We start from the raw sequence: 14,410 nt of genomic DNA on the forward strand, positions 1-14,410 counted from the left end.
TTTCTGCTGTGACTCATTTCGACGACGACGACCTCGCCGCCGCCCACGGCTCAGCCACGGACGGCAAGCGGGGCAATAAAGTGGACCGCCCGCGCATTGAAGCAGCAGTACGTGAAATCCTGCTCGCTATTGGTGAAGACCCCGACCGCGGAGGCCTGAAGGACACACCCAAGCGGGTTGCCAAGGCCTATGCGGAGGTCTTTGCGGGCCTTCACCAGCACCCGGCGGATGTCCTTTCCACCACGTTTGACCTCGACCATGAAGAGCTTGTCCTCGTGAAGGACATTCCCTTCTATTCGACGTGCGAACACCACCTGGTTCCGTTCCATGGGGTAGCTCATGTTGGTTATATTCCGTCACATGACGGCAAGGTGACGGGACTGAGCAAGCTGGCCCGTTTGGTGGATATTTATGCACGCCGGCCGCAGGTGCAGGAACGGCTCACCACGCAGATCGTCGAGGCACTCGTAAAGCACCTCAACCCCCGCGGGGCGATTGTCGTCGTCGAATGCGAACACATGTGCATGTCCATGCGCGGCATCCGCAAGCCCGGCGCCAAGACCGTCACCAGTGCGGTGCGCGGTCAGCTCCATGACCCGGCCACGCGCGCCGAGGCCATGAGCCTCATCATCGGAAGGTAAGCAATATATGGATTCCCTCGCTGCAGCACCCGGAACCGGCCCGGCCACAAGCCCACTGCCGATTCTCCGCAAGCCGCGGCCGGCGGCCAGGTTTGAGGACCTGCCAACGGACCGCACGCTCGTCATGGGAATTCTCAATGTCACCCCGGATTCCTTTAGCGATGGCGGCAACCACCGCACGCCGGACACCGCCATCGCCCTCGGCTTGCGCATGTTCTATGCCGGTGCGGACATCATCGACGTCGGTGGCGAGTCCACGCGCTCCGGGGCCGAACCCGTCTCCCCTGAAGAAGAACAACGCCGGGTGCTCCCGGTGATCCAGGCGCTGGTCAAGGCCGGCGCGCTGGTGAGTATCGATACCATGCACACGTCAACGGCGGCAGCTGCCGTGGAAGCCGGCGCTGCGATTATTAACGACGTTTCCGGCCTGACCATCGAGCCGGACATGCCCGAACTCGTGGCACGCACCAAGGTTCCGTATATCCTCACGCATCGTCGTGGCGATGCCCGCACCATGGACAGCCTCACTGAATACAACAACGTGACTGAGGACGTCGTGGCGGAGCTCAGCGGTATCCGCGACAAACTGTATGCAGCGGGCGTTGCTCCGGAGCAGATCATCATTGATCCGGGTATTGGCTTCTCCAAGAACGAGGACCAGAACTGGGAAATCCTCGGGAACCTGGACAAGCTTTTCGCGCTCGGCCATAAGGTCATGGTGGCAGCCTCACGGAAGCGGTTCCTTGGTTCGCTCCTGACCGTTGCCGGCAAGTCCGCCGCACCACTGGAACGGGACGCCGCCACCGCAGCCATTACTGCTTTGAGCGCCGCGAAGGGCGCTTGGGCTGTCCGCGTCCACGACGTCGGTCCCAGCCTTGACGCCGTCAAGGTTGCCGCTCGAATCGCCCGCTGACCGGAGGACTTTGTGGACAGGATCACGCTGACCGGTGTTACCGCCGTCGGCCATCATGGAGTGTTCGATTTCGAGCGCCGCGACGGCCAGCCATTCGTCGTTGACGCCGTCCTCCATACGGACTTCACCAAGGCCGCGGAGACCGATGACCTCCAGTACACAGCGCACTACGGCGAGGTTGCCGAGCTTATTACCTCCCACATCGAGGGCGAGCCGTTGAACCTGATTGAGGGCCTGGCCGTGAGGATCGCCGACGGCATCCTTGCCAACTATGAAGTGGCCGCCGTCGATGTCACTGTCCACAAACCGAAGGCCCCCATTGAGGTTCCGTTCGGCGACGTCACCGTGAGTGTCCACAGGGAGCGGTCATGAACTCGGGATACACCAAAGCGATCCTGGCTCTCGGCAGCAACCTTGGCGAGCGGAACGACACCCTTTCCACCGCCGTCGCCGATCTCGTAGACCCGCCGGACGTGAGGCTCCTTGGAGTGTCTCCGGTGGTCCAGACCAAGGCAGTGGGCGGGCCGGAAGGGCAACCCGATTTTCTGAACATGGTCATGGCAGTCGAGACGACGCTGAGTCCCCTTGAGCTGCTGCAGCACTGCCACGAGGTCGAGCAGAAGCACCACCGCACCCGCGAGGTCCGTTGGGGTCCGCGGACACTGGATGTAGACATCATCGTTTTCGGTGACGTGGTCAGCGACGATCCTGTCCTGACCCTGCCGCATCCCCGGGCTGCTGAACGCGCCTTCGTCCTGTACCCATGGTCCCTGCTGGAGCCAAATGCCCAACTGAACGGGCGGAGCGTGGCCGAACTGGCCGCCGCAGCTGAAGATATGCCCGGCATCCGTCGGTTCGACGGTTACGGCGATGTCGCCGGTGTTCCTGCGACGGGAGCGGTGGAGCAGCAGTGAAAGCCATGCGCCCCGCGGTCCTGGTGATCATCGCCATCATCGCTGCCGCCATAGGCTGGCTGGCCACGACGGCAACCAACCGCCTCAGCATGCCCACTCCCGTGCTGCCAGTCTCCGCGCTGGTCACCATGGGCGTCATCGCTGTACTCACCCTGGTCATGGGGATCCGGGTCCTGCGGTGGCGCAACGGCAAGAAGAAGAACATGCTCAACCCGATCCTGGCTGCCAGGACGCTGATCCTTGCCCAGGCTTGCGCGTATGCCGGGACGCTCCTGCTGGGCTGGCACGCCGGCATCTCCTTTGATCTTCTTCGGATCGGGAGCTTGCGCAGTGGCGAGGGCATCCTGTGGAACGCCGTGCTGATGGGCGGCGGTGGCGTGGTGATGGTGATCGTCGGCCTGGTAGTCGAACGGTTCTGCCGCATCCCACCGGAGGACCTCGAAGGCGGCGCCCCCGGACCGGAAACCCGCCGCGGTGAAGCCAAGGGCGAAGGCGAGTATGCGTACCGAGGCGATTGACCCTCCCGGCGTCCAATGGCTGCGGGTCTCCCCGAAGTACGTCACCGTCCGCTTGGTGGAATGGGCCATCGGAAACCTTGTGATGGTGGCGATCCTCAGCCTCCCGCTCGTGTTTGTACAGCTGGGTTGGTGGCGTTGGCCGCCACTATGGCTCGCCATCACGGTACCCGCGGTGATGCTCGTGCTGGCGTTATGGCGGCTCGTCCTGATTCCGCGCCAGGTCCGGGCCATCGGTTACGCAGAGCGCGATGACGATCTCCTGATCCGCCGTGGCATCTTTTTCCAGCGCACCATGGTGGTCCCTTATGGGCGCATGCAGTATGTGGACGTTTCTGTTGGACCGGTGGAACGTGGACTGGGACTCTGTACTTTGAAGCTCCACACGGCATCTGCCGGCACCAGTGCTTACCTGCCCGGGCTCCCTGCAGAGGAAGGCGCACGGCTGCGTGAACAGCTCTCGGCACGCGGAGAAGCCAGGCTGGCCGGGCTGTGAGCCCGGAAGGTAGCGCAGCCGTGAGCCTCCCAGGTAAAGCCGTCGACGCCGATTGGCGGCGAGTGCACCCAGCGTCACCGTTCGTGCGCGGCTGGGTCGCGCTGGCCGCCGTCGGGTATTTTTTCGGTCGTGACGCCTTTGAACGCATTCTGCAGGGCCGCGACATCCTGGATCCCAACCTCAATGGACGTGTGCCCTGGCTTTTGGCTGGCGGTGGCATCCTGCTGCTCCTGACCGTGGGTGGATTCATCCTGAGTTGGTACTTCACGCGCTACCAGGTCGCGGAAGGGTATGTCCGGGTCAATACCGGATTCCTCTTCAAGCAGCAGCGGCAGGCGCGGTTGGACCGTGTCCAGGCGATCGACATCGTGCAGCCCCTTTTGGCGAGGATCTTTGGCCTCGCTGAACTCAAGTTTGAAGTCGCCGACGCCGGCGAGTCGGCAGTGCGGCTCGCTTACCTTCCACTGGCCCAAGCCAAACAGTTGCGTGCCACTATCCTTGCCCGGGCCGCGGGAGTGGTCAGCGGGCCGGAGACCGCGGAAGAAATCCCCGAAGCTCCGGAGCACGTTGTATTGTCCGTGCCACCTTCCCGGCTGATTGGCTCGCTCCTGCTGAGCGAGCAGACCGTCGGAATCCTGCTCGGCGCCGCGGCATCCATAGCTATCTCCGTGTACACAGAAAACAGCGCAATCTTCCTGGCACTGATCCCGGCTGTCCTGGGTATCGGTGCTGCCTATTGGAGCTCATTTAACAAGGGTTACAACTTCACGGCCGCAATTTCGCCCGATGGGATCCGGCTACGCTACGGGCTCCTGGACACGCAAGCCCAGACCTTGCCGCCGGGTCGAATCCAGGCACTGAAGGTCACGCAGCCGCCCATCTGGAGAATCTTTGGCTGGTACCGCATGCACGTTAACGTGGCCGGCTACGGTGGCGCCGCTGGCAATGAGAACGCAGCCCGCACCACCCTGCTGCCTGTGGGCATGAAGCCTGACGTCATGCGCATGCTCTCCCTCGTGCTGCCAGACCCCGGTGTTGAGGATCCGGAACGGGTGTTTATTTCCGGGCTGGAGGGTTTGGCGCCGGCGGGCTCCGGATCAGGCGGGCTTACGTCCACGGATGGTTTCGTCACCACTCCGCGCCGGGCCCGGCTCCTTGCCCCGCTGGGATGGCGGCGCAATGGTTTCCTGGCCACGCGAACGGCGTTGTTGATTCGCTCGGGCCGATGGTGGCGTGCCCTGGTCCTGGTTCCGCATCAGCGCACGCAGTCCATGGCCTTGCAGCAAGGTCCGCTGGCGCGGCGTTTCGGGGTGGCTGATCTTATCCTCCACACCACGGCCGGACCCGTCGCGCCCCGCCTCTATCAAGCCGGCGTGGAGCAGGCTGTCCAGCTCTTTGACCAACAGGCTGCCCGTGCCCGCGAAGCCAGAAGGCGGCAGACCAGCGAGCAATGGCTTGCACAGGTAACGGGGCAAGCCCCACCCCAATCACCGCCACAAGCACCAACACAATCGTCAACGCAGGAGGATCCACAGCATGGTTAGGCCAGGAAGACTCGGAGTCGGCATCATCGGCGCCGGCAAAGTGGGTGCCGTCCTGGGTGCCGCTCTGCGCGCGGCCGAGCACGCCGTCGTCGGGGTTTCTGCCGTATCCGAGGCGAGCCGGGAGCGGGCGGAGACGTTGCTGCCTGGTGTCCCGATCCTTGGGATCCAGGAGATCGTAGAGCGGTCGGAATTAGTGCTGCTTGCCGTTCCGGACGATGCCCTCGGCGAGCTGGTCGCCGGACTGGCGAAGCTTGGTGCGTGGCAACCGGGCCAACTGGTGGCTCATACCTCGGGCCGTTTCGGTGTGGGGATCCTGCAACCGATCCGCACGGCGGGTGCCATCCCTCTGGCGATGCATCCTGCCATGACCTTCACCGGCATGAGCCTGGACCTGACCCGCCTGATGGATTGCACGTTCGGAGTCACCGCGGACGCTGCTATGTTGCCGATTGCCCAGGCCCTGGTTGTGGAGATGGGCGCCGAACCGGTAGCGATTGCCGAGGCCGACCGCACCCTCTACCACGCTGCTCTCGCGCACAGTTCCAACCACATGGTCACGCTGGTGGCGCAGGCGTCGCAGCTGCTGCGGGAGATCGGCGTCGAATCCCCGGAGTCAATGCTGGGTCCGCTGCTGCGCGCGACATTGGAGAACGCCCTTGCGTCCGGCGAATCGGCACTGACCGGTCCCGTGGCGCGCGGGGATGTAGGCACCGTTGCTGCACACGTCCAGGCTCTGAAGGAATACGACGGCGGTGCTGGCGGCGACGTGCTGGCGGCCTATCAGGCCATGGCACAGGCAACGGCCCGGCGTGCCGGTAACCGCGGACTGCTGCGCCCCGAACAACTGAGTGACATTGGCGAGGCACTGGGAACTGAACCCACCGCGCCGGAAGGAATCTGAACAGCATGGCCATCAAACTCGTGACCACCGCAGCCGAACTGCGTGCCGAGAGCGCCCGTCTCCTGGCTTCCAAGCGGGGAAGTTCCCAAGGCCTGGTGCCCACCATGGGCGCCCTGCACTCCGGCCACGCAGCCTTGGCGAGGACCGCAGTGGCTGAGAACGACGTCGTGGTAGCCACCATTTTCGTGAATCCCCTCCAGTTCGGCGACGCCGTGGACCTCGACCGCTATCCCCGCACGCTCGAGGCGGATATGGCTCTCCTCAATGCCGAAGGAGTTGACCTTGTCTTCGCACCTTCCGTTGACGAGGTGTACCCGGGTGGCCAGCCGCTGGTCCGTGTATCCGCCGGCCCGCTCGGTGGGAAATGGGAGGGCGCCTCGCGCCCCGGCCACTTCGATGGCGCCCTGACTGTGGTAGCCAAGTTGCTGCACTATGGACTTCCGGGCGGCGCAGCTGCGGACGGTTCGACGCCGGCCTACCGCGCCTACTTTGGCCAGAAGGACGCCCAGCAACTTGCCCTCGTGAAGCGGATGGTCGCCGATCTGAACTTCCCGGTGGAGATCGTGCCCGTGCCAATCGTCCGCAGTGAGGACGGCCTGGCGCTTTCCAGCCGTAACCGCTTCCTCTCGGACGAAGAGCGCGAGGCGGCGCTGGTGCTGTCGCGGGCTCTGCGCCTTATCGAGTCCCGCGCAAACGCGCACGAACCGCTCGACTTGGACTCCGCCGTCGAACTCGTTGAATCCCAGCCCCTGGTGGAACTGGACTACTTCGACGTCGTGGATCCCACCACGCTCGAGCCGCTGGCCGAGAACTGCAAAGAGACCCCGTTCCGCGGCGAAGGGCTTGCAATTATTGCCGCCAAGGTAGGTCCCGTTCGGTTGATAGACAACGCTCCGCTTAACTCCTGAGGTTGAATACCCAACGTTTGGATTTTCTGCTGACGGGAATCTCCTGGGCGTCTAGACTGTTTCTGTCTTCACCGGTATTGATCGCCGGAATCCAAGCCCAAACCTGAGGAATCCTCATGTCTACCGACGTCACGTCCGACGCCAACAGCGAGCCCGGTCCTGGCGCGTCCGCAGGCGCTGCCTCCACAGAGGAAGCGCTCACGCAGGCTCCTGTCTCAGGAAAGATGTCCCGTGAGTCCGTCACGGTCATTGTCACCTTGCTGGTTGCCACCTTTGTGGTGATCCTCAACGAGACCATCATGAACGTCGCGCTCCAGCGGCTGATGACCGACCTCAAGGTGGATGCGCCCACGGTCCAGTGGCTCGCCACCGGCTTCATGCTGACCATGGCGGTCGTCATCCCGACCACCGGGTTCATCCTGCAGCGATTGACCACCCGCGGCTCGTTCATGCTCGCGATGGGACTCTTCAGCGGCGGAACGCTGCTCGCCGCGCTGGCGCCCGGGTTTCCCGTGCTGCTCCTGGCGCGAATCGTCCAGGCCGGCGGCACGGCCATCATGCTGCCATTGCTGATGACCACAATCCTCACCCTTGTGCCGATGTCCCGGCGCGGAGCTGTCATGGGTAACGTCAGCATCGCCATCTCGGTCGCTCCCGCAATGGGCCCCACCGTTTCAGGCATCATCCTGGACCACTTCTCCTGGCGCTTCATGTTTGTGTTCGTGCTGCCCGTGGCTCTTGCTGCCTTGGCGATTGGCGCCAAGTACCTCACCAACGTAGGGGAGCGCGGCAAGACTGGTTTGGACTTCACTTCGGTGGTTCTCACGGTGCCTGCCTTCGGTGGGCTGGTCTATGGCCTGAGCCAGATCGGTGGCGCCAACGCAGGGGTAGTCCCGATCATCGCACTCGTTGTGGGACTCGTGTGCCTGGCGCTGTTCGTCTTCCGCCAGCTCAAATTGCAGAAGTCCGACGCTCCGCTGCTGGATCTCCGGGCCTTCAACTTCCGGATGTTCACGGTGTCCACGCTGCTCATGGTCGTAGCAATGATGGCCCTGTTCGGTGGCGTCATCCTGCTCCCGCTCTACCTGCAGAACACGCTGCACCTGCAGCCCATGGAAACCGGCCTGGCGCTTTTGCCGGGCGGATTGGCCATGGGTCTGTTGGGTCCGGTGATTGGGCGGATCTTCGACAAAGTTGGTCCCCTGCCCTTGACCGTATCCGGTTCAGTCCTCATGGTCCTGACCCTCTGGCAGTTCTCGCGGCTCGATCAGGCCAGCGCCCTGGGGTGGGTGATTGCGCTGCACGTGACGTTGAGCCTCGGCCTGGCCCTGCTCTTTACGCCAGCCTTCACCACAGGCCTGAACCCCCTGCCGCCGCACCTGTACTCCCACGGATCGGCGATCATGAGCACCGCCCAGCAAGTAGCCGGTGCCGCTGGCACTGCGCTGCTCGTGTCCATCTTCGCGGTGGTGTCCGCATCCTCCGGCCTGGTAGCGGGCATGCAGGCCGCGTTCCTGGCGGCAACCATCATTGCCGGAGCTGCCGTGGTGCTCGGTGCGATGATGCGCAAGACCGAGGGTGCGGGCCACGGGGGCCACTGAGCCCGGCCGGGCTATTTGGCGGGCATCCTCTGTGCGCGTCACCCTTCCCCCGATCCTCTCTCACATCCTGAGGTGTTTGGCCGGTTGCTCTCTCAGATCCTGAGGTGTTTGGCCGGTCCGACGGCGGTGCTTGGGTGCCGATTCAAGGCGCACCTTACGTCGGATCTTCTGTGTGTGACGGGCTTCACGGAAAACCGTCCTGCTGGAATTGAGATGTTTCAGGGCTGTTTCCCCAGTGTTTGCAGGGGTTTTGGGTGGTGGTGGGGTGGATTTGTTCGGACGGTGCGGCACGTGTAAAGTTATCTGAGTCGCCGCCGCTGATGCGGAAATGATGGTGACGAATTCCCCTTCAAATTACCGGTTTTCGGTGGTGCTTTCTGCGCCTCTGACCTGGTTGGGGAGGCCCGAGGGCGGCTTGCTTTATGCGACCGGTTCGGGTAAGTTTGAAAAGTTGCTCCGGAGCGATCCAGTGGCCCGTTTGGGTTGGTGGTGGTGCCGGTAGTGTCTGTTGTTTGAGAACTCAATAGTGTGCCAAGTTTGTTGATGCCGATTGTTTTATTGATTGGTTGAAATTATGGCCGGATTGCTGCGCACCCCCGTGTGTGGTGGTCTGGTTTTCAGCTGGTTTCGAATTTTGTGCAGCCATGGTCCGTCGTTATTTCCGGTGGGTGTGGTTGTGTCTGTTTGATTTTTTTGTTTTCAACGGAGAGTTTGATCCTGGCTCAGGATGAACGCTGGCGGCGTGCTTAACACATGCAAGTCGAACGATGATCTCCAGCTTGCTGGGGGGATTAGTGGCGAACGGGTGAGTAACACGTGAGTAACCTGCCCTTGACTCTGGGATAAGCCTGGGAAACTGGGTCTAATACCGGATATGACTCCTCATCGCATGGTGGGGGGTGGAAAGCTTTTGTGGTTTTGGATGGACTCGCGGCCTATCAGCTTGTTGGTGGGGTAATGGCCTACCAAGGCGACGACGGGTAGCCGGCCTGAGAGGGTGACCGGCCACACTGGGACTGAGACACGGCCCAGACTCCTACGGGAGGCAGCAGTGGGGAATATTGCACAATGGGCGAAAGCCTGATGCAGCGACGCCGCGTGAGGGATGACGGCCTTCGGGTTGTAAACCTCTTTCAGTAGGGAAGAAGCGAAAGTGACGGTACCTGCAGAAGAAGCGCCGGCTAACTACGTGCCAGCAGCCGCGGTAATACGTAGGGCGCAAGCGTTATCCGGAATTATTGGGCGTAAAGAGCTCGTAGGCGGTTTGTCGCGTCTGCTGTGAAAGACCGGGGCTCAACTCCGGTTCTGCAGTGGGTACGGGCAGACTAGAGTGCAGTAGGGGAGACTGGAATTCCTGGTGTAGCGGTGAAATGCGCAGATATCAGGAGGAACACCGATGGCGAAGGCAGGTCTCTGGGCTGTAACTGACGCTGAGGAGCGAAAGCATGGGGAGCGAACAGGATTAGATACCCTGGTAGTCCATGCCGTAAACGTTGGGCACTAGGTGTGGGGGACATTCCACGTTTTCCGCGCCGTAGCTAACGCATTAAGTGCCCCGCCTGGGGAGTACGGCCGCAAGGCTAAAACTCAAAGGAATTGACGGGGGCCCGCACAAGCGGCGGAGCATGCGGATTAATTCGATGCAACGCGAAGAACCTTACCAAGGCTTGACATGAACCGGAAAGACCTGGAAACAGGTGCCCCGCTTGCGGTCGGTTTACAGGTGGTGCATGGTTGTCGTCAGCTCGTGTCGTGAGATGTTGGGTTAAGTCCCGCAACGAGCGCAACCCTCGTTCTATGTTGCCAGCGGTTCGGCCGGGGACTCATAGGAGACTGCCGGGGTCAACTCGGAGGAAGGTGGGGACGACGTCAAATCATCATGCCCCTTATGTCTTGGGCTTCACGCATGCTACAATGGCCGGTACAAAGGGTTGCGATACTGTGAGGTGGAGCTAATCCCAAAAAGCCGGTCTCAGTTCGGATTGGGGTCTGCAACTCGACCCCATGAAGTCGGAGTCGCTAGTAATCGCAGATCAGCAACGCTGCGGTGAATACGTTCCCGGGCCTTGTACACACCGCCCGTCAAGTCACGAAAGTTGGTAACACCCGAAGCCGGTGGCCTAACCCTTGTGGGGGGAGCCGTCGAAGGTGGGACCGGCGATTGGGACTAAGTCGTAACAAGGTAGCCGTACCGGAAGGTGCGGCTGGATCACCTCCTTTCTAAGGAGCTGCTAACAACTGCTGGTGTCCGTGTATGCGGGTGCGTGGTGGTTGTCAGTGTTGCCCATTGCGCAGGCGTCTGTTCTGCGGTGGGTGCTCATGGGTGGAATATCAACGAATCAAAGTTTTTTGGCATGGCCTTTACCGGTTGTGTCCTGGTGCCAGTACGGCAACGCCTTTTTCTGCTTTTGTGGTGGTGGGGTGTTGTCAGGAACGTGCCGGGGCGTGGATTGTGTGGGTTGTGTTTGGCGCACTGTTGGGTCCTGAGGCAACAGGACCTTTTTGCAGCAATGCAGGGGGGCACAGTTCTGGTGTTTCTTCTTGTTCCTGCTTCCGGTATTGCCGGTCACTGTTATCAGCCCCGTGTTGTGGGTTGTGGTGTCCGGGGGTCTGGTTGATGGGGTTGTTGTTTGAGAACTACATAGTGGACGCGAGCATCTAGGACACACACACGTGTGTGTGTTCTTACAGCAATTTCTTATGAATGAACCTTGGGCCCAAGTGGCGCATGGTTCTCTCGAGTATGTTTATTGATCTTGTGTGGTCAAGTTTTTAAGGGCACACGGTGGATGCCTTGGCATTAGGAGCCGAAGAAGGACGTAGGAATCTGCGATAAGCCTGGGGGAGTTGATAACCGAGCGTTGATCCCAGGATGTCCGAATGGGGAAACCCCGCACAACGCTGCAAGGTGATTGTGTGACCCGCATCTGAACACATAGGGTGCGTGGGGGGAACGCGGGGAAGTGAAACATCTCAGTACCCGCAGGAAGAGAAAACAAGAGTGATTCCGTTAGTAGTGGCGAGCGAACGCGGATCAGGCTAAACCGTTTCCATGTGTGATAGCCGGCGGGCGTTGCATGGGCGGGGTTGTGGGACTTTCCGTACTGGTTCTGCCGGACTGGTGGGGTGTGAGGTGCAGGCATAGGTGAACGGTCTTGAAAGGCCGGCCAGAGAGGGTGTGAGCCCCGTAACCGTAATGTTGTGTACCGCCTGGAGAGGATCCCAAGTAGCACGGGGCCCGAGAAATCCCGTGCGAATCTGTCAGGACCACCTGATAAGCCTAAATACTTCCTAATGACCGATAGCGGACCAGTACCGTGAGGGAAAGGTGAAAAGTACCCCGGGAGGGGAGTGAAACAGTACCTGAAACCGTGTGCTTACAATCCGTCGGAGCCAGTCTGATTCTGGTGACGGCGTGCCTTTTGAAGAATGAGCCTGCGAGTTAGTGTTACGTCGCGAGGTTAACCCGTGTGGGGTAGCCGTAGCGAAAGCGAGTCTGAACAGGGCGAGTGTAGTGGCGTGATCTAGACCCGAAGCGGAGTGATCTACCCATGGCCAGGTTGAAGCGACGGTAAGACGTCGTGGAGGACCGAACCCACTTCAGTTGAAAATGGAGGGGATGAGCTGTGGGTAGGGGTGAAAGGCCAATCAAACTCCGTGATAGCTGGTTCTCCCCGAAATGCATTTAGGTGCAGCGTTGCGTGTTTCTTGCCGGAGGTAGAGCTACTGGATGGCCGATGGGCCCTACAAGGTTACTGACGTCAGCCAAACTCCGAATGCCGGTAAGTGAGAGCGCAGCAGTGAGACTGTGGGGGATAAGCTTCATAGTCGAGAGGGAAACAGCCCAGACCACCAACTAAGGCCCCTAAGCGTGTGCTAAGTGGGAAAGGATGTGGAGTTGCGAAGACAACCAGGAGGTTGGCTTAGAAGCAGCCATCCTTGAAAGAGTGCGTAATAGCTCACTGGTCAAGTGATTCCGCGCCGACAATGTAGCGGGGCTCAAGTACACCGCCGAAGTTGTGGATTTCACACATTGCCCTAGCCTTCGTGGTTCAGGGGTGTGGAGTGGTAGGGGAGCGTCGTGTGGGCAGTGAAGTCGCGGTGGAAACCAGCGGTGGAGCCTACACGAGTGAGAATGCAGGCATGAGTAGCGAAAGACGGGTGAGAAACCCGTCCGCCGAATGATCAAGGGTTCCAGGGTCAAGCTAATCTGCCCTGGGTAAGTCGGGACCTAAGGCGAGGCCGACAGGCGTAGTCGATGGACAACGGGTTGATATTCCCGTACCGGCGAAAAACCGCCCATGCCAAGCGGGGGATACTAACCGCCCGGAGCCTGCCCTATCACCCTTGTGGTGTGTGGGTTTTGGCCGAGCGCGGGACCTGATCCCGGGAGGTAAGCGTATTAACAGGTGTGACGCAGGAAGGTAGCCGGGCCGGGCGATGGTTGCCCCGGTCCAAGGATGTAGGGTCAGGGATAGGCAAATCCGTTCCTGTGTGTTTCGAGCACGATCCTGAGATCTGATGGGACTCCCGTAAGGGGGGATCCGGTGATCCTATGCTGCCAAGAAAAGCATCGACGCGAGGTTTTAGCCGCCCGTACCCCAAACCGACACAGGTGATCAGGTAGAGAATACCAAGGCGATCGAGAGAATTATGGTTAAGGAACTCGGCAAAATGCCCCCGTAACTTCGGGAGAAGGGGGGCCTGCCCCGTGATACAGACTTGCTCTGTGGAGCGGGTGTGGGCCGCAGAGACCAGGGGGAAGCGACTGTTTACTAAAAACACAGGTCCGTGCGAAGTCGCAAGACGATGTATACGGACTGACTCCTGCCCGGTGCTGGAAGGTTAAGAGGACCGGTTAGCCACCTTGTGTGGCGAAGCTGAGAATTTAAGCCCCAGTAAACGGCGGTGGTAACTATAACCATCCTAAGGTAGCGAAATTCCTTGTCGGGTAAGTTCCGACCTGCACGAATGGAGTAACGACTTCCCCGCTGTCTCAACCATAAACTCGGCGAAATTGCAGTACGAGTAAAGATGCTCGTTACGCGCAGCAGGACGGAAAGACCCCGAGACCTTTACTATAGTTTGGTATTGGTGTTCGGAGTGGCTTGTGTAGGATAGGTGGGAGACGTTGAAACCCGGACGCCAGTTCGGGTGGAGTCATCGTTGAAATACCACTCTGGTCACTTTGGACATCTAACTTCGGCCCGTGATCCGGGTCAGGGACAGTGCCTGATGGGTAGTTTAACTGGGGCGGTTGCCTCCTAAAAAGTAACGGAGGCGCCCAAAGGTTCCCTCAGCCTGGTTGGCAATCAGGTGTCGAGTGTAAGTGCACAAGGGAGCTTGACTGTGAGAGAGACATCTCAAGCAGGGACGAAAGTCGGGACTAGTGATCCGGCGGTACATTGTGGAATGGCCGTCGCTCAACGGATAAAAGGTACCTCGGGGATAACAGGCTGATCTTGCCCAAGAGTCCATATCGACGGCATGGTTTGGCACCTCGATGTCGGCTCGTCGCATCCTGGGGCTGGAGTAGGTCCCAAGGGTTGGGCTGTTCGCCCATTAAAGCGGTACGCGAGCTGGGTTTAGAACGTCGTGAGACAGTTCGGTCCCTATCCGCTGCGCGCGCAGGAAATTTGAGAAGGGCTGTCCTTAGTACGAGAGGACCGGGACGGACGAACCTCTGGTGTGTCAGTTGTACTGCCAAGTGCACCGCTGATTAGCTACGTTCGGATGGGATAACCGCTGAAAGCATCTAAGCGGGAAGCTCGCTTCAAGATGAGATTTCCATACACAATTTGTGTGAGAGGCCCCCAGCCAGACCACTGGGTTGATAGGCCGGATGTGGAAGCGAGGACCAAAGACTCGTGAAGCTGACCGGTACTAATAGGCCAACAACTTACACCACACACAAACACTGCACGCGTCCACTATGTGGTTCCCGAACAACAACACCGTTGCTCACAGGAACAAACAC

The 14,410-nt window shown here is 60.4% G+C and carries 10 protein-coding genes and 2 rRNA genes; all 12 read left to right on the top strand.

Annotated features, from left to right (window positions below; translation table 11 throughout):
* Positions 1-8 precede the first annotated feature (8 nt).
* The 12 genes from folE to LDN75_RS00680 all read left to right on the top strand — a co-directional run bounded on the left by folE (position 9) and on the right by LDN75_RS00680 (position 14,341).
* Positions 9-641 carry a GTP cyclohydrolase I FolE gene (gene folE, locus LDN75_RS00625; protein ID WP_223935286.1) on the top strand — a complete coding sequence of 211 codons (633 nt, stop codon included), beginning with the start codon at positions 9-11 and terminating at the stop codon, positions 639-641.
* Positions 642-648: 7 nt separating this feature from the next.
* Positions 649-1,554, top strand: a complete 906-nt coding sequence (folP, locus tag LDN75_RS00630) for a dihydropteroate synthase (RefSeq protein WP_223935287.1) — start codon at positions 649-651, stop codon at positions 1,552-1,554.
* Between the two features lie 12 nt (positions 1,555-1,566).
* Positions 1,567-1,926: a dihydroneopterin aldolase gene (folB, locus tag LDN75_RS00635; RefSeq protein ID WP_223935288.1), complete on the top strand. Its 360-nt coding sequence runs from the start codon at positions 1,567-1,569 to the stop codon at positions 1,924-1,926.
* On the top strand, positions 1,923-2,468 hold the full coding sequence (folK, locus tag LDN75_RS00640) for a 2-amino-4-hydroxy-6-hydroxymethyldihydropteridine diphosphokinase (RefSeq protein ID WP_223935289.1): 546 nt from the start codon (positions 1,923-1,925) through the stop codon (positions 2,466-2,468). The genes folB and folK overlap by 4 nt, the downstream gene beginning before the upstream one ends.
* Entirely contained in the window at positions 2,465-2,986 is a 522-nt protein-coding gene (locus LDN75_RS00645; RefSeq protein ID WP_223935290.1) for a DUF3180 domain-containing protein, read from the top strand. Before folK ends, LDN75_RS00645 begins: the two co-directional genes overlap by 4 nt.
* The gene (locus tag LDN75_RS00650; protein ID WP_223935291.1) at positions 2,967-3,479 is read left to right on the top strand and encodes a PH domain-containing protein; all 513 of its coding nucleotides are present in this window, start codon (positions 2,967-2,969) and stop codon (positions 3,477-3,479) included. The genes LDN75_RS00645 and LDN75_RS00650 overlap by 20 nt, the downstream gene beginning before the upstream one ends.
* The gene (locus LDN75_RS00655) at positions 3,476-5,023 is read left to right on the top strand and encodes a PH domain-containing protein (protein ID WP_223935292.1); all 1,548 of its coding nucleotides are present in this window, start codon (positions 3,476-3,478) and stop codon (positions 5,021-5,023) included. Before LDN75_RS00650 ends, LDN75_RS00655 begins: the two co-directional genes overlap by 4 nt.
* Positions 5,016-5,924, top strand: coding sequence for a DUF2520 domain-containing protein (locus LDN75_RS00660; protein ID WP_223935293.1), 909 nt, complete (start codon positions 5,016-5,018; stop codon positions 5,922-5,924). The genes LDN75_RS00655 and LDN75_RS00660 overlap by 8 nt, the downstream gene beginning before the upstream one ends.
* A 5-nt stretch (positions 5,925-5,929) precedes the next feature.
* Positions 5,930-6,832 (top strand): pantoate--beta-alanine ligase, encoded by a 903-nt coding sequence (gene panC / locus LDN75_RS00665; RefSeq protein ID WP_223935294.1) that lies wholly within the window; start codon positions 5,930-5,932, stop codon positions 6,830-6,832.
* Positions 6,833-6,948: 116 nt separating this feature from the next.
* Positions 6,949-8,433 carry a DHA2 family efflux MFS transporter permease subunit gene (locus LDN75_RS00670; protein ID WP_223935295.1) on the top strand — a complete coding sequence of 495 codons (1,485 nt, stop codon included), beginning with the start codon at positions 6,949-6,951 and terminating at the stop codon, positions 8,431-8,433.
* Between the two features lie 699 nt (positions 8,434-9,132).
* Positions 9,133-10,653, top strand: a 16S ribosomal RNA gene (locus LDN75_RS00675).
* Between the two features lie 542 nt (positions 10,654-11,195).
* Positions 11,196-14,341, top strand: a 23S ribosomal RNA gene (locus LDN75_RS00680).
* Together the 16S and 23S rRNA genes form the textbook arrangement of a ribosomal RNA operon.
* Positions 14,342-14,410 lie beyond the last annotated feature (69 nt).

Origin of the sequence: Arthrobacter sp. StoSoilB5 (assembly GCF_019977235.1) — a bacterium.
GTDB lineage: Bacteria > Actinomycetota > Actinomycetes > Actinomycetales > Micrococcaceae > Arthrobacter.